Here is a 20668-nt window from a genome sequence, read left to right as displayed (position 1 = left end):
CATTAAGAACCTTTTGCCTCCTTTTTTGCTTGTCGGGCAGCTTTTTTTTCCTCTTTGGTGGGCTTTTCACTTGGATCCTTCTTTTTGAACAAGTGAAGTCCCTTTTTTTCCTCCTCCTTTCCAGAACGTTTGTCAGCCTCCTTTTTCTTCAATTCGGCCAAATCATCCCCCGAAAGTGTCGACTTCAAACCTGAAAAAATCAACTTCCACCAATAGGCAAACATGGATTTGTGGGTTTCCCGGATAAAGTAGATGCTTCCTTTGTTCAGGTTTCCATTCTTTTTGGGATTGGAGGAACGAATGACGATGGTATTGGCCATAAAGGCCCCAATTTTCCTAAGGAGATTGTTGTCATGCTCGTAGTTCTTATTGAGCAATTCCAGCTTCAAGTCATCATATCGGATGATCAACTCTCCCTCACCGCTGTAGTCATTGCCAAGGATGTTAAAATCCAACCGATTGAGTGTGCCGGATTTGATGCTTGCCTTTGCCTCGGGTTCGATCATGGTATTGAGCTTCCCAAGGTCCATTTTGCCAAGTGTTCCTTTCATGGTGAATTTACCCTGTTCATCTTCCAAGTCATAGCGAATCGCCGCTTTGAGCAAGCCCTCACCCATAAGTTTGGCGTCTGCATCTATTGAAATTGTCCTGTTTTTACCCCGTCTTTCGAGATAGTTGGACACGTTGGTGATATGCGCATTCATATCAGAAAAAAAGAGGTGGGCAAATCGATTTGACGCGTTTGCCGGTCTTTCCTCGATCATCACATGGGCTCCTTCAACAAACACATTCTCGATATGGATGATTTGCTTCAAGTTTTGGATGGCCTGATGCACCATCTGTGGTCTTTTGTTAACGTCTTCGGGCTTAAACTTGTCCACGAATACTTCAAGTTTGAGGTTTTTTGCCCTCAAGGTATCCATCTCCACGACCCCATTTCTGAAATAACTCCCAAATCTTACCCCGCCCATCTCCATTTGCGCATCCCGAATTTGCAACCACGTTTGTCGCTGTGGAAACTGCGAGGTGTATTGCAATTTGCCCTGCTTATTGAGCAAACTCAAACTTCCCACGCTTAGCTTATTGGTATATGAATCCAAGATCACATTGTTGACCAAGGCATATTGTCTGAAACGGTCAAAATGAAACTCGACTTGCTGTATACTTCCTTGGACCACATCGACGTGAAACAAGGATTTGGCGTTATCGATATCACTTTTTGTTAATTGGAAACCTTCGGCTGAGATATCCATGTCCACCAAAGCCAATCTTAGGGAATCGTAGAGATTGTTTTTGACACTGACAGAGAAATCCTGCAAAACGACGTCTTTGACCTCTATCAGATCATAATCCTTCCCCTTCTTGGGCCTTTCCTTTTTTGGTTGGGGTGCGCCGGTGAAAAGCGAATCCCAAGGCGGAAATGAAGAAACGATCTCCATCCCGTTCAGGTAAGCCGAATCCATGGAAATCGTATTGTCAAAAATCAATGGACGCCATTTGAATCCAGTCAAATGGAGATTTTCCGCAAAAAGATTGATCTTGATATCATCCTCACCCAATACATTTGAAGGGCTTACCACAATGCTGTCGATCCTGAGATAAGTGCCAAAGTGGTCGTAGTTCAATTCAATTTTGCCAAAACTCACCTCATGTCCGCTGAAACTGCTGGTCCGGGTGATGAGTTCAGTGAGGATCCTCGACGCATTGGCATTCAGGTACTTGTTGATGAAAAAAGGCAGACCCAATACCAAACATCCAAGCAGGACAGCAAGAAACAGAAAAACATAAAGGACTTTTTTCATAAAATCGGCAATACCCGATTAAGTTATCAAAAAATGGACATATCCATTTGGTTTGGGGGATTTTTCAATTTTCGACAGGAAGTTTGATGAGGTAGCGCCTACCGCGCCTTACGGGAAGTTTCCTATCACGTAGCCATGGATTGTACATTTTCAGCTCCTTGTAATTGGAGCCGTGGCGAATCGCCCAAGCAGCAAGATCAGGAATGTCCTGGTCTACTGCCAACTCCCGAAAAACAGGCATGTGGTAGAAGTCCTTTTCACCCAATTCAAAACCGTATTTTTCCGGATTTTCGAATATTTCCTTGAATGCCAAAATTCTGAACAAATACCGGCTGGTCTCTTCCACCAAATGCAGGTCAAAGTAATTGTTTTTGTGCTGCTCTTCTTTTCGCTTACGGATACCTGCGATTCCGGCATTGTAGCTTGCAGCCACCGAGGTCCAATTCCCAAACTTTGCATAAGCTGACTTGAGATATTGGCAAGCGGCCTTGGTCGATTTTTCCAAATGGTAGCGCTCGTCCACCTCATCACTGACTTCAAGGCCATAGTCTTTAGCCGTTCCCTTCAGAATTTGCCAAAATCCCCGTGCATCGGCCGGCGAGACCACGTTCATCAAACCCGATTCGGCCATCGCCAAGTATTTAAAGTCATCCGGGATTCCCTGTTCCGCCAATATTTTCTCAATCGTCGGCAGGTATTTCCCCGACCTTTTCATCAACAAAATCATGTTGGATTGCCAATATACATTGACGTAAAGCTCGCGCTCAAAGCGCTCCCTCACGTCCGGTAATTTCATGGGTACCTCCTCACCGGCGAAAGTCAACGTTGCGGGTATCTCGAAAATCCTGGCCTTCGGTTCGGGCATCGTAAAACGCAATGATTCGCCCTCCGCCGTTTGGATGAGGATTTCCTCCTGGTTGGCTTCTGGATTGCCCTTCAGTTCTTTCCAAATTGCCCAGGCCAACAATATCCCGACCAATCCATAGAGTACGATCAAATGAAGCTGTTTCAATGTCCCTTTCCTGAAGTATGTGAATACGATTGATGCGCATGAATCACCGGCATCTTGGCTCGCCTACCGCCAGCTGTCATAACGAAGCCCAAAATAGGGCTTAAACTGGGTATTCAAAACCCAAATTCCGTTTTGGGCAATCCATGTCCCGAATGAAGTGTATTTGCGGGACTCCGCAAGTCTATTTACCTTCGTTGGCTTTTCGCAAGACAATATGAATCTGGAGGAAAAATCGAAGGAAGTCAGACGGGTGTTTCAGGAACTTGACCGAGAAATCAAGGCATTCCTGGGAGCCAGCCAACTCACCTGCCTTCCGGGTTGTGGATTCTGCTGTTCCAATCCCAAAGTAAGCGCCTCGGTGCTTGAGTTTTTGCCTTTGGCTTTTGACTTGTACGAAAAAGGAAAAGCGGAAAAAGCCCTCGAATTGCTTGAATCCAAATCCGATTCGGACTGGTGCATCATTTACAAGGCGACCTCAGCAGATGGCGAAAAAGGCTTCTGCTCGGACTATCAAAACCGGGGACTGATTTGTAGACTCTTTAGCTCTTCCTACCGGACCAACAAAGCCGGAAGAAAAGAAATCATCACATGCAAAAAAATCAAATCGGCCAACCCGGAGCTTTTTGAAACCGCCGCTGAGCAAGTCAATATCGATATGCCGATACCTTCGAGCTCAGGTACTTATGCGCAATTGTACAATATCGATTTCCAACTGACCAATGACCAAATGCCGATCAACCAAGCGATTCGCAAGGCCCTTGAGCTGGTTTTGAACTATTGCTACTACCGGGACATGGAGCAGCAAGATCCCAGCGAAAGTTTATAAAATAGGCTTTTTGCCGTATATTGTATGTAAATTCTTATTCCCCAAACAACAAGACCATGCTGAACATTTCCGAAATCATACAAACGGTCCGACAGCTCATCGATGTCCGCATCCAGATGATCAAAGAGGAAATCAACCAACAATTGGCAGCCGTCCTGGCACGGATATTCCTCCTGTTTTTCATTGGTCTGGTGCTGTTGCTCATTTTGATTTTTGCCAGCTTCACCTTGGCCTACTTGATCAGCGAGTGGGCAAGGACGCCGTACATGGGATTCTTGGTGGTATCACTGCTGTACGTGTTGGTATTGGTCGGCCTTTACATGATGCGCAATTCAAAAAGATTGATCGGTGGAATCCACTTTATCCTTACCCAATTTCTGTTTGGTGGAAAAAACAGCTAATGATCATGAAAGAAGAGCTAGAAAGGAAATCCAAAGAGTTGGAACAGACGCTGCAAATGCAGCTGGAAGTAGCCAAAAAAGAATCTGAGGAATGGGTCAAGATAGGCGCCGTAGCTTTGGCGAGCGGCTTGCTTGCATTTGGACTTTACCAAATATTCGGCAAAAACAAGGAAAAGAAAAAGACCAAAAAGGTCATGGAAACCCTGGCAAAAGAAGGCCTGCTGGATGCCGAGATTAAGAAAAAACTGACTCAAAAAGCAGAACCTGGATTGCTTGGAAGAGTGGGGATAGCTTTGCTCCCGATGGCTTTGAATTATGGCAAAGAGCAACTACTCAGCAAACTGCAGGAATCCGCTACCAAGAAATCCGATGAACCGCAAAAATAGAGTTGGGACTTTTTTGGAAGAACTGGCCAACTCCGCCAAAAAGGGAATTGCCTGGCTCATCGACCCAGATGATATCAGGACGACCGAGGATTTGGAAAATGCAGCAGAAGCCGCCATACGGGCAAAAGTTGATTTGCTTTTTGTGGGCGGCAGTATCCTGCAGCGCAATCATGTGGACCAGATTCTTTCCCATTTGGCTTTGCTGTGCCCGGAAATCCCCACCGTACTTTTTCCTGGAAATGCCCTTCAGTTTTCTCCAAAGGCAGATGCACTGTTGTTTCTGTCCCTGATTTCCGGAAGAAATCCGGACCTTCTCATTGGGCAGCATGTTCAAATCGCTCCTTTGCTGGAGAAATCGGATATCGAAATCCTGCCGACCGGCTACATGCTCGTGGATGGGGGAGAAAAAACCAGCGTGCATTACATCAGCCAAACGATCCCTTTGCCCAACCATCATCCGGACTTGACGGTGGCGACTGCCTTGGCTGGGAAGTTTCTGGGGCTGAGGTATTTTTATTTGGACGCGGGCAGTGGGGCACCACAGCCCGTTTCGATGGAATTGATCAAGGCTTTCAAGAAGCGAATGACGGAGCCGCTGATTGTCGGTGGGGGACTCAATAGCCTCGAAAAGATCAAAAACGCATTTTTTGCAGGAGCTGACTTGGTCGTGGTCGGCAACGGGATCGGAAAAAACCCAGAGCTGCTCGCTGAAGCCAAAGCCTTTGTGGAATCACTGCGGGTGATGGCGAATTGAGGATGAAAAAACTATCGATTCCCCTCCTCCAGCAGATTCATAAACCCATCTAAAGATAAAACTGAGACACTCGGGAATTGTATTGAAGCCAATACTGAAAAATGCCTGTCTTCAGTAACAATAAATGCGGCCCGTGACGCGATCGCACAATCGACATACTTATTGTCTTCAGGATCCGCCGCTATCAGATTCCATTTGAAATAGGTGTTGGCATAATGAACGTTTGGGAGCTCCCTAAGCAATGAGATAAAGCTGCCAGATGTTCGTACCCCATATTTCAGTTGGATGATTTCTTCATACTCCAGCAAAATCTCTTCAGTGACTGCCAAGTCGAATTTACGTTTCACCAAGGACTGAAAAACCAAATGATATGGAGACCTTGAAGTCAAGCACATCACCAATATGTTGCAGTCAATTACAATGACCATATCTGGCTAAGCCTGTTTTCGAAAATGCTCCTTTTTCCATTTTTCGAAAATAGCCTGCGGCTCATGCTGTTTATCGAAAGCCTTGTCAGCTTCCCTGACCACCTTATCTGCAAGGTAAGTTATCAGCAATGATTTCAATTCCTGTAAATCTTCTTCTGATTGTTCGTGGCCAAAAAGCCTCAGGATTTCCAGTTGAGCTTCATTTAGGGAGTTTGGCATGGCAATGATTAATTTCTGGTAACGGAATACACCGCTAATTTAGCAAATCTAGCGGGATTCTTGATTCGAGTGTATGCACTTGGTGGAATGACAAAAAAAACGCCCCCATTTTGGAGGCGCTGGAATCTTGTCTACAGTAGGGGCCGAAACTGCCGCAGGAAACGCACGTCGTTTTCGGTAAACAAGCGCAGGTCGCGGATTTGGTACTTCAGCATGGCGATACGCTCGATACCCATCCCAAAGGCGAAGCCGGTATATTTTTTTGAATCTATCCCGCAGTTCTCCAAGACATTCGGGTCGACCATCCCGGAACCGCCAATTTCCACCCAACCTGTGCCCTTGCAGACGTTGCAGCCTTTGCCGCCACAAATCAGGCAGGAAATATCGATCTCGGCACTCGGTTCGGTGAACGGGAAAAACGAAGGCCTGAACCGCACCTTGGTTTCCTTGCCAAACATTTCCTTGGCAAAGTGGTACAGCGTATTTTTCAAATCCGCAAAACCGACATTCTCATCCACATACAGTCCCTCCACTTGGTGAAAGATGCAATGTGCACGGGCCGAAATGGCCTCGTTGCGGTACACCCGGCCCGGGGAAAGCGTGCGAATCGGTGGTTTTTGGTTTTCCATCACGCGCACCTGCACGGATGAAGTGTGGGTGCGCAGGGCGATATCGGGATTTTTTTCCAAAAAGAAAGTGTCCTGCATCTCGCGCGCAGGATGGTTTTCGGGAAAATTCAAGGCCGTGAAGTTATGCCAATCGTCTTCGATTTCGGGTCCTTCGGAAAGGTTGAAGCCGATGCGCTCAAATATCTCGATGATGCGCTGCCGGGTCGCGGTCAGGGGGTGAATCCCGCCCGCAGGCGTCAGGACAGCAGGCAGCGTCAGGTCCAAATCCTTGGACTTGGATTGTTTTTTGGATTGGTTGACGGTTTCGATCAGGGATTTGAATTTCTCCTCGGCCAAGTCCTTCACCTCATTGACCAATTGGCCATAGGCACGTTTTTGGTCATTGGGGATATCCTTCATGGCAGCGAAGAGTTCGCCGACCACGCTCTTTTTGCTGATGAACTTCATCCTGTAAGCTTCCAATTCCTCCTCGGTGGCAGCACTGGCTGCGGCAATGGCGGATTTGATGGCTTCGATTTTTTCCTGATGCATGGGAATCTGGTTTTTCGAAGCCACAAAGCTAAAATAATTGGCAGGATATGGAGGTAAATCAGGGGGAAATTTGAATGGCAGAGGGTTCCACTTCTCAGTTTAGTATAAGCTTTCGCCGATGACTGGGTGGAATTACAAATTCCAAAAAAATAGAAAAGCGTAGTCACATCCTCGAAAGACATCGGAATAAGCTTAGCGTCTGCGCCAATCTATGCTAATGGGGGCCAGCCCGCATTTGCTTTAGGCGATGCTGGCAAACATTATTTTTTTCTTTTCACTTTCAATTCTGTCTCTTTGTCCTCAGGGTCATCAAATTTTATTGTGAAACTTTCATTGTCAAATTGAGTAATTTCAAAACATCCGCAGCATATACATTTAGTGTCTGGTGTCGGATATGTTTCTGTTTCGTCTTTCGAGAAGTCGTGAACTACAATTTTTGAAGATAAATCCGTGTAAGCTTCGTAGACTCCAATTTCATTTTCCTTGTCAATGTAGAATGGATAGTTTCCAAGCCATTTGTCTTTACCTGTCTTTTTGTTGATTACTTGGAGTTCCTCAGGGTTTCCTGATCCGTCGCCACGATGCTTCACGAGTACGTAGTTTTCAAAGTCAGCACCTAATTCTGTATAGCCGCGAAAGTTGTCTTTGTATCGAAGGTCGAGTTCGATTTTGTTCCCATTTTTCAGGGTCAATATCATTCCTTTGAATAAGGTGTCACTGATATAGAAAATCTTGGCTCCATTGGTCAATTGGTTAGTAGAGTCGACATGATTTTGGAAATTGTCAATTAGCAAATCGGCTTTGTCGCTGTCGGTTTCACTGATTTGTCCATACGAGACGGTCGAAATGAAAGTAAATAGTATGTAGAAAACTGTCTTCATGTTAATGTTTGCCAACGGTATGTGTGTATGTAAAGTAGCGGATTCGAAGCACTTTACTGTCCACCGAAACCAAAGCTGGCTGCAGAGCGAAAGCCTTGCTGAAAGCCATTTGCCCGCCATTAGCTATATGCGTTGTTTTGCATAGTTCTTTATTTCTTTAACGTCTTTTTCAATTGCCGAAAGATCAACTAATTTCTCTTCAAATTTTGTTTCTTTCTTAGTTTTTTTCCAATAGGGAAACAACCAAGTCATTACCGTTCCTAAATTCTCAAATTCTGAGTCGCTTAGTATAAGTTCAGTCTTGCTTTTATATGGAAAGCTGCCCTTGTAATATCTAGTTATTCGCTTTCTTTTAGTCAGCAGATTGAAAAATCTATCAATTGCATTTTGAATGTCATCATATTCTGGGTCAAAATGTTGGTGTACCAAACCATATCCAACTGTCAATTCTCTTTCGTCACAACAAATCCATATTCCTGTTTCACCAATTGATAGGTGGTCACCGTCTTCATATTCTCTTAAGTCACTTCCGAAATGGTTTTTCAAAAGTTCCTTAATCTTAGAATATATGGCTTGGTGTTTTTTCATTTCAAATTATCATCAACGTGATTCAGCTTGGAGAAGGCGGGCTTTCGGAGCCGTTCTAATCAAGCCTACTCCTAACTTCTTAAAGATAGCAAACTTTCAATTTACCTTAAACCGCCCGCTGTCTTCCAAGGTGATGTTATAGCGCGTATTTCATTTTTCAGATTTGAATGGAGATTTTCGCCTTCCCACCTAGACTCTTTCCCACAATTTCATAAAAGGTATTTAGTCTTGAATTACTTCCATTGTTTTCAACTCTTGAAATGTAGGTTCTCTTGTTATCTACCAATTCCGCTAATTGCTCTTATGGTAGATACTTATCTCCTTTTGCCTGTTTTCAATTTCTTAACAATCCAAAAATTAAAATCGGTAAATAACTTAACAGAATATTTAACAAAGCTATGCTATACTTAAATCTTTGAATTTTAGCTACTCCGATAATTAGCAGACAAAAGGACCAAAGCCAGAGCAAATAAATGATCCCGTAATTAAGATTTTCAAGACTTGGTTCAAGTCCGAACACAAAAATTGAAATTTGATAAATTAGGACTAGACATAACGGGAATAACGAAAGGGAGCAAACATTGACCATTTTTCTTAATGTGGATTTTCCCATCCAAATCTTTCCAAATAACTTAATAAGTCCAGGGATAATTACGCCAAGCATCAAGAAAGATAATCCAATACCTGAAGGCAATGCTAGAAAGAAAGCCCACACTCTTTCTCCTTCATCAAAAATAGAGGCTATATCTGGATATGCATCCAGCCCGAAAATTAAACCGGTTGCTATAATCGGCAAAACCAATAATGGTTGCTTTTCTCTATCTGCTAATTCTTCAAAAGTAGCTGTAGGTTTAAGCCAAATGCTTTTGTATAGATCCATGTTTTATTATATGCGCTATAACTTGTAAACCCTGACGACTTTCAGGCCTAGGATACCGATTTTTGGCTGCTAAGCCTTATTCCCTGGCCGTATTTATCAGGGTTTATTAAAACTATGGAATTATTAAACATCATCAAAGGGTTAAACACTTTTCTGTAAAGCTGATCATTTTCCAACTCTTCCAGAAATCCCCCCAAATCCCCCATTTTTCGGATATCGGCGCAAAATACCTTAATATTGGCCCCTGATGTTTCCGGTCCAACTCATCCTTTTTGCATCCCTGTCATTGTTGTTCCTGACGGTAAGCTACTGGGCAGTGAAGCAGACCCTGCTTTTTGGAAAATGGGAATACTGCATCTATATCCTGCTGCTGTATTTTCCGGTGTATACGGTGTACCTAAGTGTGGCCTACGGCGTGACGGCTTCGGTGCCTGTAGTCAAGGGCTTACAGTTGTACAAGGACCTGATCGTCCTGTTTGCGATCGGGGCATTTGTCCTGTACCAGCGGGATTTTTGGGCATATCCCTTCAAGCTCAATGCGCTGGACAAGGCCTATTTGGCCTTTATTTTCCTGGCCGTTGTCTTTCTTTTCCTTCCGGTGGGAGAAGCTTCCTTTGTCAACAAGGCATTTTATCTGAAGGGACTCCTCATCCCGGCTTTGGTGTACACGATGGGCCGGAATACCCGCTTTGCGGACGGGGAAATCAAGTGGGTTTTTCGCATCATCTTCGGTGTCGTGATCGCCGCCTTTTTGGTCAATCTGGCGGAAATCGCATTGGACACCCATTTCCAAACCCTGACAGGCTACGCCAATTTCAACCAAGCCATCAACGACGTAGCGCCCTCGGGTAATTTTGGCCTGACTTGGACCTTTGAAACGCAGGCGGTCACCAAGCGCTTGGGTTCGCTCTTTTCCGACCCCTTGGAGTTGGCGAGTTCGGTGCTCTTGGGCTTTGCCGCGGGACTTATTTGGTACCTGACAACAAAAAGGGAAGACTCCGTCCCCTACCTCATCGTGATGCTGTGTGCGTTGGCAAGTTTGTTTCTCGCCTCCTCACGGGCTGCATTTGGGGCATTTTTCATCATGCTCTTTTTTGTGGCGATCATCTTCCGGCTGTACAAACTCATCCTTTTTGGGGCAAGCATGGGCGTGCTGTTCGTGGTGTTTGTCATCTTCTTTGCCTCGGAGGATTTTTATTTCTTTGTCTTGGACACGATTACCTTTGAAAATGCCTCCAGTATGGGCCACCTGATTGAGTGGCTGGTTGCCCTGGATTCCATGATTGCCAATCCCCTCGGCATCGGCCTCGCCATGAGTGGCAATATGGGCAGCGTCACGGACGATGTGCGCGTGGGCGGGGAAAACCAATTTCTGATCTATGGCGTGCAGATGGGTATTCCTGGCATGCTGCTCTATATCGTGATGCTGTACCTCGGCATCAAACTTTCCATCCGCGTCTTTCGCAGCAGTGACAATGTCATGACGGCACGGGTGGCCTTCACGGGCGCTGCGGTCAAAGCCGGACTGCTGCTGCCACTCTTTACTGCCAATGCCGAAATGTACGCCTACGTGAGTTGGATATCCTGGTGGATGATTGGCTATGCCCTCAACCAAAAACCGAAAGTCGTCGATGGGAAAGCCTAGGATATTGGTGGATGCCTATTACCTGCACGTAGCCCAAACAGGGATCAAAACCTACATGGTGACGGTCTGCGAAGAGATCTTGCGGCATGAAAATTCTGAGTGCGACTACATCATTTCCCCCGATTTTCGGAAGATCAAGGAAAATTCATTCTTCAAGGGCAAGACTTCCAAATGGAAAAACCTCCTTTTTCAAGTGCTTTACTTTTGGAGAAAGCAAGTCGTGCTTCCGCTGCTTTCTTATGTTCACCGGGCGGATGTGGTTTTTTGCCCGGATATCATGGTGCCGTTATGGGGTCGGGGAATCAAGGTCTCCGTGCTGCACGATACCTTTTTCTGGGACAATCCCGAGCATTACCACCCCCTGTGGCGAAAATATTACCTGTACTTTTTGGAAAAAGGCCTCAGGCGTCGCGGCCGAATCATCACCGTTACTGACTTTTCCAAAAACAGGATTCAGCAATTGCCGGGATTTGAAAAGATACCCGTGCATCGCGTATATCCGGCATCGGGAATTTCGCTGAGCACAAACACTGCCGACAAAATGCAGGTTTTGGATTTCCCATACATCCTGCACGTAGGGGTATTGGAAAAAAGGAAAAACCTCAGCCTGCTAATTGAAGCGTTTGCGTTGCTTGCGCGGGACCCGGCATATGCAGATTGGAAACTTATCCTCGTCGGACAGCGCGGCCCCAGAAAGACCTTGGATGATTTTGACCGCCTTCAGGCATTGGTTTTAAGTTTGGGATTGAAGGAAAAAGTCCTGTTTGCAGGATACGTCTCCGAGCAAATGCTCGCGGCCTATTTTTCCCAAGCCAGGATTTACGTCTTTCCCTCGGCCAATGAAGGATTTGGATTGCCGGTGCTGGAGGCTTTTTCCTTTGGGCTTCCAGTGATCATTTCCAACCAAGGCGCACTCAAAGAAGTAGCCGGCGATGCGGCCTGGGTTTTGGAATCCGACACTCCGAAGTCCTTGAAATCTGCGATCGTCCACCTGGACCGACATTACGATCTCATGAGCGACATGCGGCAAAAAGGCCAAAAGCGCCTGCAGGAATTCGGTACGGAGAAGTTTTTCCTATCTTTGGACCACACTTTTAAAAAGATCCTCCATGGGTAGTTTTCTCGGAAACACCATTTCCAAGCTGACAGGCAAAGACTTTCGCAACCGTTTTGGTTCGGATTGGGATGGTGTTTCGACTTTGGGAGCATTGGCGAGAATGGCTTGGTGGATGCTGCGGGGCTTTTTCGTACGCTGGCGATTCGGAAAGGCAAAGGGATTGTTTCTGATCGGAAAAGGCGTCACCATCCGACAGGCATCGTACATCCGCGTCGGGCGAAACTTCATCGCCCAAGACCACTGCGAGATCAACGGCCTTTCACAAAAAGGCCTTGAATTTGGGGACAAAGTCACCATCGGCAGCTATGCGATCATCCGTCCTACCAATCTTTATGGCGGCGAGGCTGGTGTGGGATTGAAAGTCGGCGACAACAGCAGCATTGGCCCGTATTGCTACATCGGTTGCTCGGGCTATATCGAAATCGGCAACAACGTCATGATGTCGCCGCGGGTGAGCATTTACTCGGAAAACCATAATTTTTCCAATACCGACCAACCCATGATCGAACAGGGCGTCACCCGCTCATTTGTCAAAATCGAAGATGATTGTTGGCTGGCTGCCAACAGCCTGATTTTGGCAGGTGTGACGGTGGGCAAAGGGGCCATTGTCGCCGCGGGGAGCGTGGTGACCAAGGATGTTCCGCCCTACGCCATCGTCGCAGGCAATCCAGCCAAAGTGATCAAATTCCGCACAGAACCACAACCCTGACATGGCTTCGATCCTGATGTTGCATGGTTCTTCGGATTTGTATGGGGCGAGCAAAATCTTCCTCCAATCCGCCGCCGCCCTCCAAGCCGCAGGCCATCGGGTGACGGTTGTGCTGTCCGAAGAGGGACCTTTGGTACAAAATCTAAGACAAAAAGGCCTCGAAGTTCATATCCATCGACTCGGCATCCTTCGCAGAAAATACTTCAACCTCCCTGGACTGGCCAATCGCGTCTTGGCGCTGCGAAAAGCCAGGACTTTTCTGGAAAAACTGGGGAGGGAAAAGCAGGTTACCCATATATATTCCAACACGTCGGCCGTATTGGTCGGCGCACTGGTGGCCAAACGCATCGGCGCAAAGCATATTTGGCACCTGCACGAAATCCTCGTCCAACCCGCTTGGTTTGCCAGACTCATGGGCAAGATTGTCGGCAGGTCCGCGGATACGGTCCTGGCGGTATCCCAAGCGGTGAAAGACCATTGGCAGCCCTTCATAGATCCTTCCAAAATCCACCTTTTGTACAACGGCATTGACTACGAAGCCTATCTGGAAAACCATCCTGATGTGCTGCGCGACCTGAAAATCCCCACAGAAAGCCTCCGAATCGGCATGATTGGCCGTATCAATACCTGGAAAGGCCAAGGATACTTCTTGGAGATTGCGGCGAAACTTTTGAAGCAAAACCCAAAGCTGCACTTCATCATCGCTGGGGATGCATTTCCCGGCATGGAAAATTTGGTCGGGGAAATGCTCCAAAAAATCAGGGATTTGGGTTTGGACGAAAACGTAAGCTATTTGGGTTTCAGGAATGATATCGCAGCCCTGATGCAATCCTTGGATTTGTTTGTGTTGCCCTCGATTTTACCCGATCCATTTCCGACAGTGATTTTGGAAGCGATGGCATCGGGAAAGCCTGTCGCGGCTACAGCCCATGGCGGTGCCTGCGAGATGCTGCTGCACGGCGAAACGGGCATTTTGATCCCTTGGGACAATGCCGAAAAAGCCGCAGCGCTGATCCAATCCATGCTTCAAAACCCAGTGAGATTGCCGCTTATGGGTGAAAAAGGAAGGGAGCGGGTGTTGGAAAAATTTTCCACCGAAGCCTTCGAAAGGAGGTTTGTCAAGTTTTTTGAAGATGATTGATAAAGGAAAAAAGCTGAAAGTCTGCATCCTCGGGAGCAAGGGCTACCCCTATGTCTATGGCGGCTACGAGACTTTGGTCAAAGAGCTCTCCGAACGCCTCGTCAAAAAGGATGTCGAGGTCAGGGTGTATTGCCACCGTTCGCTTTTCAAGGAAAAACCGAAGGAAGTGAACGGTGTCCGCTTGATTTACACTCCTGCGATCGAGACCAAAAGCCTCACCCAACTCAGCCATTCCTTCATTTCGATGGTCCATGCCTGCCTCTCGGATGTGGACGTGATTTTTGTGGTCAACAGTGGAAATGGGCCTTTTGGCATCATTTCCCGACTTTTCCGTAAACCCACCGCCATCAACGTCGATGGATTGGAATGGCTGCGACCCAAATGGAAAGGACTCGGTGCGAAGTATTTCCTTTGGGCTTCCCGGATGGCTACCAAGTGGTACGACCAAATCATCAACGACTCGGACGCAATGCGGGACATCTACCTCGAAATGTTCCAAACCCCATCCAAGGTGATCGCTTATGGCGCCAATATCTCCCTGAGCGCCGATCCCGAAAAAATCCGCAAATGGGGACTCGAGCGGGAAAGCTACTTTCTGATTGTGGGCCGACTTGTGCCTGACAACAACGCCGACCTGATCATCGAAGGGTTTTTGGCTTCAAAATCCAAGCGCAAGCTGGTCGTGGTGGGTGATGTGCCTTTTCAGGATGCGTATGCCAGCCGGCTAAAAAATATGAAGGATGAACGGCTGCTCTTTACGGGTTATGTCACAGATCCTGAGGAGCTCAAGTCGCTGTACCATCACTGCTACGCCTATTTCCATGGACATGAATACGGTGGTACCAACCCGGCCATGCTGAAAGCCCTGGGCTATGGCTGTGCGATTTTGGCTTTGGATACCCGCTTCAACCAAGAGATGTTGCAAAACGGCAAGCACGGCTGGTACTTCGCCAAGACCGCGGCATCCGTGACCGATACCATCCATCGGGCGGAAACTTCCCCGGATGTCCTATCCCGATTCCGCAGCACCGCCCGCGAAGGCTTGACATCCCGCTACCAATGGGATACCGTTGCAGAGCAGTATTTGGAGGTTTTTAGGGAGTTGGGGAAAAGAATCAAAAAAGTGTAATCTGAAAAATAACAGGGTGTAATTATTTCTTTTTCATGTCTTCTTCCTAGAACACTCAGTAATTTTTGATAATTTGAATCACATATGTATCGGAGAGAATCAAGTTCACCGTGGTCTGATAGTCTTCATTTTTGGCATATGTAACCATTGGAAAAACATTTCTAAGAACATTAGACACTCTCGCGCCAATACACCTAGGAATCATCACAAATACTATTCGATATGAAAAACTTATCAATTTTCCTCCTCTTTCTCTTCATTTCCTCTTTTGCCAATGGTCAGTCGATCAAAAAACTGGATAAAATAACCAAAGATGCAAATGAAGCCAAAGCCGCATTTCTTGAAACCGATCCTCATCTCCAAACCCTATTCGAGAGTTCACACGGTTATGTAATCTTCCCGAATATCGGAAAAGGTGGACTTGGAGTGGGAGGAGCCACAGGCAACGGGGTTGTATGGGAGAAAGGCCAACTAGTAGGTTATGCGAAAATGACCCAATTAACACTTGGCTTCCAGGCAGGTGGCCAAGGGTACAGCGAGGTGATATTTTTCCAGAACAAGGAAGCTTTTGACAGATTTACGAGCAATAAGATCGAGTTTGGAGCGGAAGTCTCGGCGGTTGCGATTAAGCCACAAGCATCGGTGGGTGCGAAGTACTTGAACGGCGTATTGGTATTTACGCAGAGCAAGGGGGGGCTGATGTATGAGGCTTCCCTGGGCGGTCAAAAGTTCAGCTATACAGCAAAGTAGACGCGAATTTATCAGGATCTTAATCTGGGATCTTCGGAAATGAAAAATTTCGTCAAGCATACGGCTTTTTGAAGAGCCGCAGCCTAGTGACAAAGTCTATCCAGTAGTGGAATAGCAGTTGGCGTTTTTTGCATGGAAGGGACTAGGGAACCCGGACGGCTATTTTTTGGGTCAAAAGCAGGAGCATTTTGTTTTCAAATTGAAAACTTTTTGCTAAATTTATGCGTTACTAAATACAACTTGAAAAACATCATTGCGGTCAGAAACCTAGTCTTGTTTTACCTCAAGCATCCTGATGCCAAGGCGAGCATTGAAACATGGCTAGCCATCACCAAAAACGCCTCATGGCAAAAACCATCGGATGTTGTGGCTTCATTCCCCGATGCGGATCCGGTGAAAAATAATCGGGTAGTGTTCAACATCACAAGAAACAAGTATCGGCTAGTCGCCCAGATCAGTTATGAGAGACAATGGGTCTTCATCAAGTTTATTGGGACACATGCCGCCTACGACAAGATTGATGCGAATACAATTGAACAGTTTTAATTCGAAGCCTATGAAATGGGATAAAATCATCACAACGGAATCGGAGTACAATTTGGCATTGGCGAGGCTGACAGAAATTTTTGATACCCATCCAGGCAGTGCGGAGGGAATGGAGGCCGAATTGCTCGTCACGCTCATCGAAAAATATGAAAAGCAACACTATCCAATTGCACTGCCGCATCCCATCATAGCGATACAAGAAACAATGGAAAAAAGGGGGTTGAAAGATAAAGACCTTATCCTCGCTATCGGAAGCAAAACGACCGTAAGCCTCATCCTGAATAAAAAAAGGGCTCTGACCATCGACATGATTCGAAATCTCTCCGAATTGCTGGGACTGCCTGTGGAGGTATTGATCCAACCCTATGAACTGGATCGGGAACGGGTATTGCAATAGAAATCAGATAGATCTATTTCAAAATTGACCTCAGTTTGAAATCAAACATGGCTGATTTTGCTGGACAATCATCGCTTGTTTTTCCAAATCTTCGGATTTCTACTGGTCTGGATCACTCGTCTCATTGCTGACAATTTTTTCAACCACAAAAGAGACAAAAGGATGCTGGTGATTCAGGTCTTTTGTTATCTCTTTTACCTTTTGTGGTTCCTGTTATTCTGTCCGTTTCGCCGAAAGTAAAGAATCTGCGCCACTTGCTCTTCAAAGTTTGGGTCATTTTGCCAATAAGTATACATTCAAAGTTGGCTTGGCTAAATCCACAAAAAAATGTTTTCCCGCTTGCAAACATTGGGATACACATATTCTATAACTTCAGAGATGTCAATTTTCGCTTCCGGAAGAACTTTCAGCCTATAGTTCATAAATTCTTCTCCAGCTCTTTCACAACATCATTCCAATCCAAGGCTTTTGTTGGATCCGCATGATAAGAAGCGATTCTGTCGTCCAACAGCGTCTTATGGGCCTCAGATAAATGGCTTTGATGTTGGTCTTTGAGAGCGAGTAACTGCTTGAGCGTACTATAATCCTGAAGCTCTGTAAGCCAATGGATAAGGTCGATCTTTGCTGCGTGAATGTCCATGGAATTTTGAAATGAATGATTAAAGCTAGGGATTTAACGCCAACAAGACAACGGATAGCATCGTGAGACTTGGACAGGCAAACAATCCCACCGATAGACATGATCCGAAATCTATCCGAATTGCTGGGACTGCCTGTGGACGTATTGATCCAACCCTATGAATTGGACCGGGAAAGGGTAGTCCAATAGTTTTGCGCCAAGCAAGCTTCGCAGAAATCCTGATCAAAACACCCCCATTTTTTGCTACATTTCCGCATTTCAAATAGGCTACTAGTATGAATGGAAGGAGACTTTTTGTCAAAAGAACAGCCCTGGCAGCCGCAGCACTTGGTTCATGGGGATTTGTACAAGCGCAGCAGCCAGTCAAAGAGTCTGCTTGGATTTCCGTGTCCGGACGTGTCAGAAGCGGAGGTAAAGGGCTTTCAGGTGTCCGGATTTCGGATGGCAAGTTTGTGTTTGTAACCGATAGCAAGGGTAATTTCGAATTCCAAACAGATCGTGATTTTGTTTTCCTCTCCTATCCTGCGGGTTACGCTTTCAACTTGCTGGAAAACGGCTCTGTGGATTTTTTCAGAAAACTGGACAGAAGCCGACAAAACCAATCGCTCGACTTTGACTTGCTGCCATTGGGACAGTCAGACGACCGGCACCATTTCATCGTCCTAGCCGATCCGCAAGTGCAAAACGATGAAGAGGCGGATCTTTTCCGAACGGAATCTTGTGCCGACATGATCCAAACCAAATCAGAAATCGCCGATCCAAACCTCTTTGGCGTAGGTTGCGGGGATTTGGTTTTTGATCGCTTCGAATTGTTTGATTCCTATAACCGCGCGCTGAAATCCACCGGGATTCCTTTTTTCCAAGTCTTGGGAAACCACGACATCGACCTACAGGCACGCTCCAACGAATCGGCGCAAGCTCCCTATTTGGCGCAATACGGTCCTCCGTACTATTCCTTCAACCGCGGCAAGACGCATTATGTCGTGCTTTGCGACGTCTATTTCATGGGCAATCGGCAATACTACGGCTACCTATCCGAAACACAACTGGGTTGGCTGGAGCAGGATTTGGAAGGAGTGGAAAAAGGCTCAGAAATCGTTGTATTTCTACATATCCCCTCCTTCTCGGATATCGTGCGGCTCAATCCCGGCCGGGATGCCAACAAAGAATCTATCGTCAACCGGGCTGCCTTGTATGAAATCCTCAAACCCTACAAAGCGCATCTGATCTCCGGTCACGTGCATTGGAACGAAAATCGGGAGGAAGGAAACATCTTTGAACACAATACCGCCGCCATCTCGGGCGCCTGGTGGTCGGGAATCTGCTATGACGGCACACCAAAAGGCTACGGGGTCTACCAATCCAATTCAGGAGAAATGTCTTGGCATTACAAGAGTGTAGGCAAAACCAAGGATTTTCAGTTGAGGGTTTATCCTCCGGGAAAAAGCGACAAATATCCCGACCATTATTTGGTCAACGTTTGGAATTGGGATCCAGCTTGGGAAATCCAATGGACCGAAAACGATCGGGTCGCAGGTTCGCCGACCCCCGTGGAAACCGTCGACCCAATGGCAGCGGATATCTATGCCCCCGACAAACCCAAAAACCACCCTTGGATCAGCCCCCAGGTCAATGGACACATGTTTGCCTTCAAGAAAATCGATCCTAGGACCAAAATTAAAATTCGCGTAAAGGACAGGTTCGGGAATGTTTATGAGGAAGTTATTTCCTAACTTTTCATTCAAATTCGAACTTTCATGAGCGATGGAATAAACCCGAAAATCCAGGAAATCAGGGATTCTTTGGAGGGTTTGGAAAAAAAGATGGACCGAGAGGTAAAGAATAACAGCACGCTGCTGAATTCCCTCCACCCATCGCAATATCAGGCCGGGAAAAACCTCTTGGAGTATTTGACCACTCGGGCGGAGGATTTGAGAAACCTTCAGGATGAGCTTCATATCCATGGGCTCTCCTCATTGGCGAGTTCTGAGGGACATATCAGGAGACAAATCCAAGCGATTCAAGAACGCCTTGGTAAAAAATACGTCGAATCGCAACTCGACACCTGCACCTACAGATTTTGCAAATCGTCCATCAAGGAAAAAAGCAAGAAGCTCTTTGGTCCGAAACCAGAGGAGCGGATACCGTCCCTGATGGTGACATTCGATTCGGGTTTTGCCGATAATTATGCCTTGATAAAAAGTCTGCTCCAAAATGGCATGAACGTGGCCCGTATCAATTGCGCCCACGACGACGAAGCTACTTGGTCCCGCATGATCAACAAGCTCAAAAAAGCCTGCCGCAATACTGGGTTGGAATGCAAGGTCTACATGGATCTTGCAGGACCAAAAATCCGAACAAAACTCCTCGCCAAAGGAAAAACCAAGGGCAGGGTTAAAGTGGAAGAGGGACAGCTGGTTTGGCTCGCCGAAAACGACAAAGATTTTAAAAAAGAGGATGTCGTCATCAGCCCAAATGTGGAAGGAATTATTCCATCTTTGAAAAAAGGCGATCGGGTATATTTGGACGACGGGGTGATCAGGGCTTTGGTGGAAAAAATCAAATCCGACCGTGTCGGTATCCGGATCACGCGGATCTCGACGGAAAAGAAACAAATCAAAAACGGCAAAGGCATCAACTTCCCTGACACTCCCTTGCAGATTGCTTCCTTAACGGCCTTTGATCGTGCCTCACTTCCCTACATCTGCGAGCATGCCGACTTGGTGGGGTATTCATTTGTGAAAACGGCCCAGGACATCCGGGACTTGAGAGAGGCCATGAAAGGTATTACCGAGAATCCACCTTCCATGATCATCAAAATTGAAACGCCCGAAGCAGTCAGAAACCTCCCATTTCTCCTGATGGAGGGAATGATCGATCCCTATTTCGGTGTCATGATTGCCCGGGGAGACCTTGCCGTGGAGATAGGATTCGAGAGAATGGGTGAAATCCAGGAGGAAATCCTGTGGATTTGCGAAGCCGGACATGTTCCCGTCGTTTGGGCGACACAGGTATTGGAAAGTCTCAACAAATCGGGCATGGCTACCCGTTCAGAAATCACCGACGCCGCCAACGCAGCCCAAGCCGACTGCGTCATGATCAATAAGGGCGACCATACGGTCGAAGTGATGGAAACGCTCAAGGATATCCTCTTGCGGACTGCCAGCCACAGGATCAAAAAACGCTATACATTCCGGCCACTTCAGATAGCCCAAAGGTTTTTTGAGTCGCAGGAAAAAGAAAAAGGCCAAGCGTAA

General features: G+C 46.6%; 23 protein-coding genes. 14 read left to right on the top strand and 9 right to left on the bottom strand.

Features of this window, described 5'->3' with window-relative positions; translation table 11 throughout:
- Positions 1–2: 2 nt before the first annotated feature.
- Positions 3–1802, bottom strand: a complete 1800-nt coding sequence (locus tag L0U89_RS00435) for a hypothetical protein (protein WP_234859723.1) — start codon at positions 1800–1802, stop codon at positions 3–5.
- 64 nt (positions 1803–1866) lie between these two features.
- A complete protein-coding gene (locus tag L0U89_RS00430) occupies positions 1867–2814 on the bottom strand; it encodes a lytic transglycosylase domain-containing protein (RefSeq protein WP_234859722.1) in 948 nt (315 codons plus the stop codon).
- Between the two features lie 214 nt (positions 2815–3028).
- Here L0U89_RS00430 and L0U89_RS00425 point away from each other — a divergent pair, with 214 nt between their 5' ends.
- From L0U89_RS00425 to L0U89_RS00410, 4 genes are read left to right on the top strand one after another with little or no spacing between them, the layout of a single operon-like run.
- Entirely contained in the window at positions 3029–3640 is a 612-nt protein-coding gene (locus L0U89_RS00425) for a YkgJ family cysteine cluster protein (protein WP_234859721.1), read from the top strand.
- A gap of 56 nt (positions 3641–3696) precedes the next feature.
- Entirely contained in the window at positions 3697–4041 is a 345-nt protein-coding gene (locus tag L0U89_RS00420) for a phage holin family protein (RefSeq protein ID WP_234859719.1), read from the top strand.
- 5 nt (positions 4042–4046) lie between these two features.
- On the top strand, positions 4047–4427 hold the full coding sequence (locus tag L0U89_RS00415; RefSeq protein WP_234859718.1) for a hypothetical protein: 381 nt from the start codon (positions 4047–4049) through the stop codon (positions 4425–4427).
- The gene (locus L0U89_RS00410) at positions 4411–5181 is read left to right on the top strand and encodes a phosphoglycerol geranylgeranyltransferase (RefSeq protein ID WP_234859717.1); all 771 of its coding nucleotides are present in this window, start codon (positions 4411–4413) and stop codon (positions 5179–5181) included. The genes L0U89_RS00415 and L0U89_RS00410 overlap by 17 nt, the downstream gene beginning before the upstream one ends.
- A gap of 11 nt (positions 5182–5192) precedes the next feature.
- Here the strand turns inward: L0U89_RS00410 and L0U89_RS00405 are convergent, their stop codons facing one another.
- The 6 genes from L0U89_RS00405 to L0U89_RS00380 all read right to left on the bottom strand — a co-directional run bounded on the left by L0U89_RS00405 (position 5193) and on the right by L0U89_RS00380 (position 9337).
- Positions 5193–5609 (bottom strand): putative toxin-antitoxin system toxin component, PIN family, encoded by a 417-nt coding sequence (locus L0U89_RS00405; RefSeq protein WP_040479057.1) that lies wholly within the window; start codon positions 5607–5609, stop codon positions 5193–5195.
- Between the two features lie 6 nt (positions 5610–5615).
- Positions 5616–5828: a DUF8507 family protein gene (locus tag L0U89_RS00400; protein WP_008624813.1), complete on the bottom strand. Its 213-nt coding sequence runs from the start codon at positions 5826–5828 to the stop codon at positions 5616–5618.
- Between the two features lie 131 nt (positions 5829–5959).
- Positions 5960–6988, bottom strand: coding sequence for a phenylalanine--tRNA ligase subunit alpha (locus L0U89_RS00395; RefSeq protein WP_234859716.1), 1029 nt, complete (start codon positions 6986–6988; stop codon positions 5960–5962).
- Between the two features lie 260 nt (positions 6989–7248).
- Complete coding sequence (locus L0U89_RS00390) at positions 7249–7686, bottom strand: hypothetical protein (RefSeq protein WP_234859715.1); 438 nt, start codon at positions 7684–7686, stop codon at positions 7249–7251.
- A gap of 306 nt (positions 7687–7992) precedes the next feature.
- On the bottom strand, positions 7993–8457 hold the full coding sequence (locus tag L0U89_RS00385; RefSeq protein ID WP_234859714.1) for a hypothetical protein: 465 nt from the start codon (positions 8455–8457) through the stop codon (positions 7993–7995).
- A 334-nt stretch (positions 8458–8791) separates the two neighbouring features.
- Positions 8792–9337: a Yip1 family protein gene (locus L0U89_RS00380; protein WP_234859713.1), complete on the bottom strand. Its 546-nt coding sequence runs from the start codon at positions 9335–9337 to the stop codon at positions 8792–8794.
- Positions 9338–9584: 247 nt separating this feature from the next.
- Here L0U89_RS00380 and L0U89_RS00375 point away from each other — a divergent pair, with 247 nt between their 5' ends.
- The 8 genes from L0U89_RS00375 (at position 9585) to L0U89_RS00340 (ending at position 16771) form a co-directional block, all read left to right on the top strand.
- On the top strand, positions 9585–10982 hold the full coding sequence (locus tag L0U89_RS00375) for an O-antigen ligase family protein (RefSeq protein WP_234859712.1): 1398 nt from the start codon (positions 9585–9587) through the stop codon (positions 10980–10982).
- Positions 10969–12099 carry a glycosyltransferase family 4 protein gene (locus L0U89_RS00370; protein WP_234859711.1) on the top strand — a complete coding sequence of 377 codons (1131 nt, stop codon included), beginning with the start codon at positions 10969–10971 and terminating at the stop codon, positions 12097–12099. The genes L0U89_RS00375 and L0U89_RS00370 overlap by 14 nt, the downstream gene beginning before the upstream one ends.
- Complete coding sequence (locus tag L0U89_RS00365) at positions 12092–12808, top strand: acyltransferase (protein ID WP_234859710.1); 717 nt, start codon at positions 12092–12094, stop codon at positions 12806–12808. Before L0U89_RS00370 ends, L0U89_RS00365 begins: the two co-directional genes overlap by 8 nt.
- Position 12809: 1 nt before the next feature.
- Complete coding sequence (locus L0U89_RS00360; protein ID WP_234859709.1) at positions 12810–13949, top strand: glycosyltransferase family 4 protein; 1140 nt, start codon at positions 12810–12812, stop codon at positions 13947–13949.
- Complete coding sequence (locus tag L0U89_RS00355; RefSeq protein WP_234859708.1) at positions 13942–15078, top strand: glycosyltransferase; 1137 nt, start codon at positions 13942–13944, stop codon at positions 15076–15078. Before L0U89_RS00360 ends, L0U89_RS00355 begins: the two co-directional genes overlap by 8 nt.
- Positions 15079–15300: 222 nt before the next feature.
- Entirely contained in the window at positions 15301–15828 is a 528-nt protein-coding gene (locus tag L0U89_RS00350; RefSeq protein ID WP_234859707.1) for a lipid-binding SYLF domain-containing protein, read from the top strand.
- Positions 15829–16068: 240 nt separating this feature from the next.
- Complete coding sequence (locus L0U89_RS00345; RefSeq protein ID WP_234859706.1) at positions 16069–16374, top strand: type II toxin-antitoxin system HigB family toxin; 306 nt, start codon at positions 16069–16071, stop codon at positions 16372–16374.
- A gap of 10 nt (positions 16375–16384) precedes the next feature.
- Complete coding sequence (locus L0U89_RS00340; protein ID WP_234859705.1) at positions 16385–16771, top strand: helix-turn-helix domain-containing protein; 387 nt, start codon at positions 16385–16387, stop codon at positions 16769–16771.
- Between the two features lie 418 nt (positions 16772–17189).
- Here L0U89_RS00340 and L0U89_RS00335 read toward each other — a convergent pair whose 3' ends face one another.
- A complete protein-coding gene (locus L0U89_RS00335; protein ID WP_234859704.1) occupies positions 17190–17411 on the bottom strand; it encodes an addiction module protein in 222 nt (73 codons plus the stop codon).
- A gap of 275 nt (positions 17412–17686) precedes the next feature.
- Here L0U89_RS00335 and L0U89_RS00330 point away from each other — a divergent pair, with 275 nt between their 5' ends.
- Both L0U89_RS00330 and L0U89_RS00325 read left to right on the top strand, forming a co-directional pair.
- A complete protein-coding gene (locus L0U89_RS00330) occupies positions 17687–19144 on the top strand; it encodes a calcineurin-like phosphoesterase C-terminal domain-containing protein (protein WP_234859703.1) in 1458 nt (485 codons plus the stop codon).
- A gap of 24 nt (positions 19145–19168) precedes the next feature.
- Positions 19169–20668, top strand: a complete 1500-nt coding sequence (locus L0U89_RS00325; RefSeq protein WP_234859702.1) for a pyruvate kinase — start codon at positions 19169–19171, stop codon at positions 20666–20668.

This window comes from Mariniradius sediminis (assembly GCF_021491425.1).
In the GTDB taxonomy this organism is placed as follows: Bacteria; Bacteroidota; Bacteroidia; order Cytophagales; family Cyclobacteriaceae; genus Mariniradius; species Mariniradius saccharolyticus.
The sequence above is the reverse complement of the archived record's forward strand: the minus strand, read 5'-3'. Positions and strand labels throughout refer to the sequence as shown.

Bases quoted from the DNA above. Each gene is read 5' to 3' on its own strand.
- L0U89_RS00435 (WP_234859723.1), bottom strand. From the start codon at position 1,802: ATGAAAAAAGTCCTTTATGTTTTTCTGTTTCTTGCTGTCCTGCTTGGA.
- L0U89_RS00425 (WP_234859721.1), top strand. From the start codon at position 3,029: ATGAATCTGGAGGAAAAATCGAAGGAAGTCAGACGGGTGTTTCAGGAA.
- L0U89_RS00420 (WP_234859719.1), top strand. From the start codon at position 3,697: ATGCTGAACATTTCCGAAATCATACAAACGGTCCGACAGCTCATCGAT.
- L0U89_RS00415 (WP_234859718.1), top strand. From the start codon at position 4,047: ATGAAAGAAGAGCTAGAAAGGAAATCCAAAGAGTTGGAACAGACGCTG.
- L0U89_RS00410 (WP_234859717.1), top strand. From the start codon at position 4,411: ATGAACCGCAAAAATAGAGTTGGGACTTTTTTGGAAGAACTGGCCAAC.
- L0U89_RS00405 (WP_040479057.1), bottom strand. From the start codon at position 5,609: ATGGTCATTGTAATTGACTGCAACATATTGGTGATGTGCTTGACTTCA.
- L0U89_RS00400 (WP_008624813.1), bottom strand. From the start codon at position 5,828: ATGCCAAACTCCCTAAATGAAGCTCAACTGGAAATCCTGAGGCTTTTT.
- L0U89_RS00395 (WP_234859716.1), bottom strand. From the start codon at position 6,988: ATGCATCAGGAAAAAATCGAAGCCATCAAATCCGCCATTGCCGCAGCC.
- L0U89_RS00390 (WP_234859715.1), bottom strand. From the start codon at position 7,686: ATGATATTGACCCTGAAAAATGGGAACAAAATCGAACTCGACCTTCGA.
- L0U89_RS00385 (WP_234859714.1), bottom strand. From the start codon at position 8,457: ATGAAAAAACACCAAGCCATATATTCTAAGATTAAGGAACTTTTGAAA.
- L0U89_RS00380 (WP_234859713.1), bottom strand. From the start codon at position 9,337: ATGGATCTATACAAAAGCATTTGGCTTAAACCTACAGCTACTTTTGAA.
- L0U89_RS00375 (WP_234859712.1), top strand. From the start codon at position 9,585: ATGTTTCCGGTCCAACTCATCCTTTTTGCATCCCTGTCATTGTTGTTC.
- L0U89_RS00370 (WP_234859711.1), top strand. From the start codon at position 10,969: ATGGGAAAGCCTAGGATATTGGTGGATGCCTATTACCTGCACGTAGCC.
- L0U89_RS00365 (WP_234859710.1), top strand. From the start codon at position 12,092: ATGGGTAGTTTTCTCGGAAACACCATTTCCAAGCTGACAGGCAAAGAC.
- L0U89_RS00360 (WP_234859709.1), top strand. From the start codon at position 12,810: ATGGCTTCGATCCTGATGTTGCATGGTTCTTCGGATTTGTATGGGGCG.
- L0U89_RS00355 (WP_234859708.1), top strand. From the start codon at position 13,942: ATGATTGATAAAGGAAAAAAGCTGAAAGTCTGCATCCTCGGGAGCAAG.
- L0U89_RS00350 (WP_234859707.1), top strand. From the start codon at position 15,301: ATGAAAAACTTATCAATTTTCCTCCTCTTTCTCTTCATTTCCTCTTTT.
- L0U89_RS00340 (WP_234859705.1), top strand. From the start codon at position 16,385: ATGAAATGGGATAAAATCATCACAACGGAATCGGAGTACAATTTGGCA.
- L0U89_RS00335 (WP_234859704.1), bottom strand. From the start codon at position 17,411: ATGGACATTCACGCAGCAAAGATCGACCTTATCCATTGGCTTACAGAG.
- L0U89_RS00330 (WP_234859703.1), top strand. From the start codon at position 17,687: ATGAATGGAAGGAGACTTTTTGTCAAAAGAACAGCCCTGGCAGCCGCA.
- L0U89_RS00325 (WP_234859702.1), top strand. From the start codon at position 19,169: ATGAGCGATGGAATAAACCCGAAAATCCAGGAAATCAGGGATTCTTTG.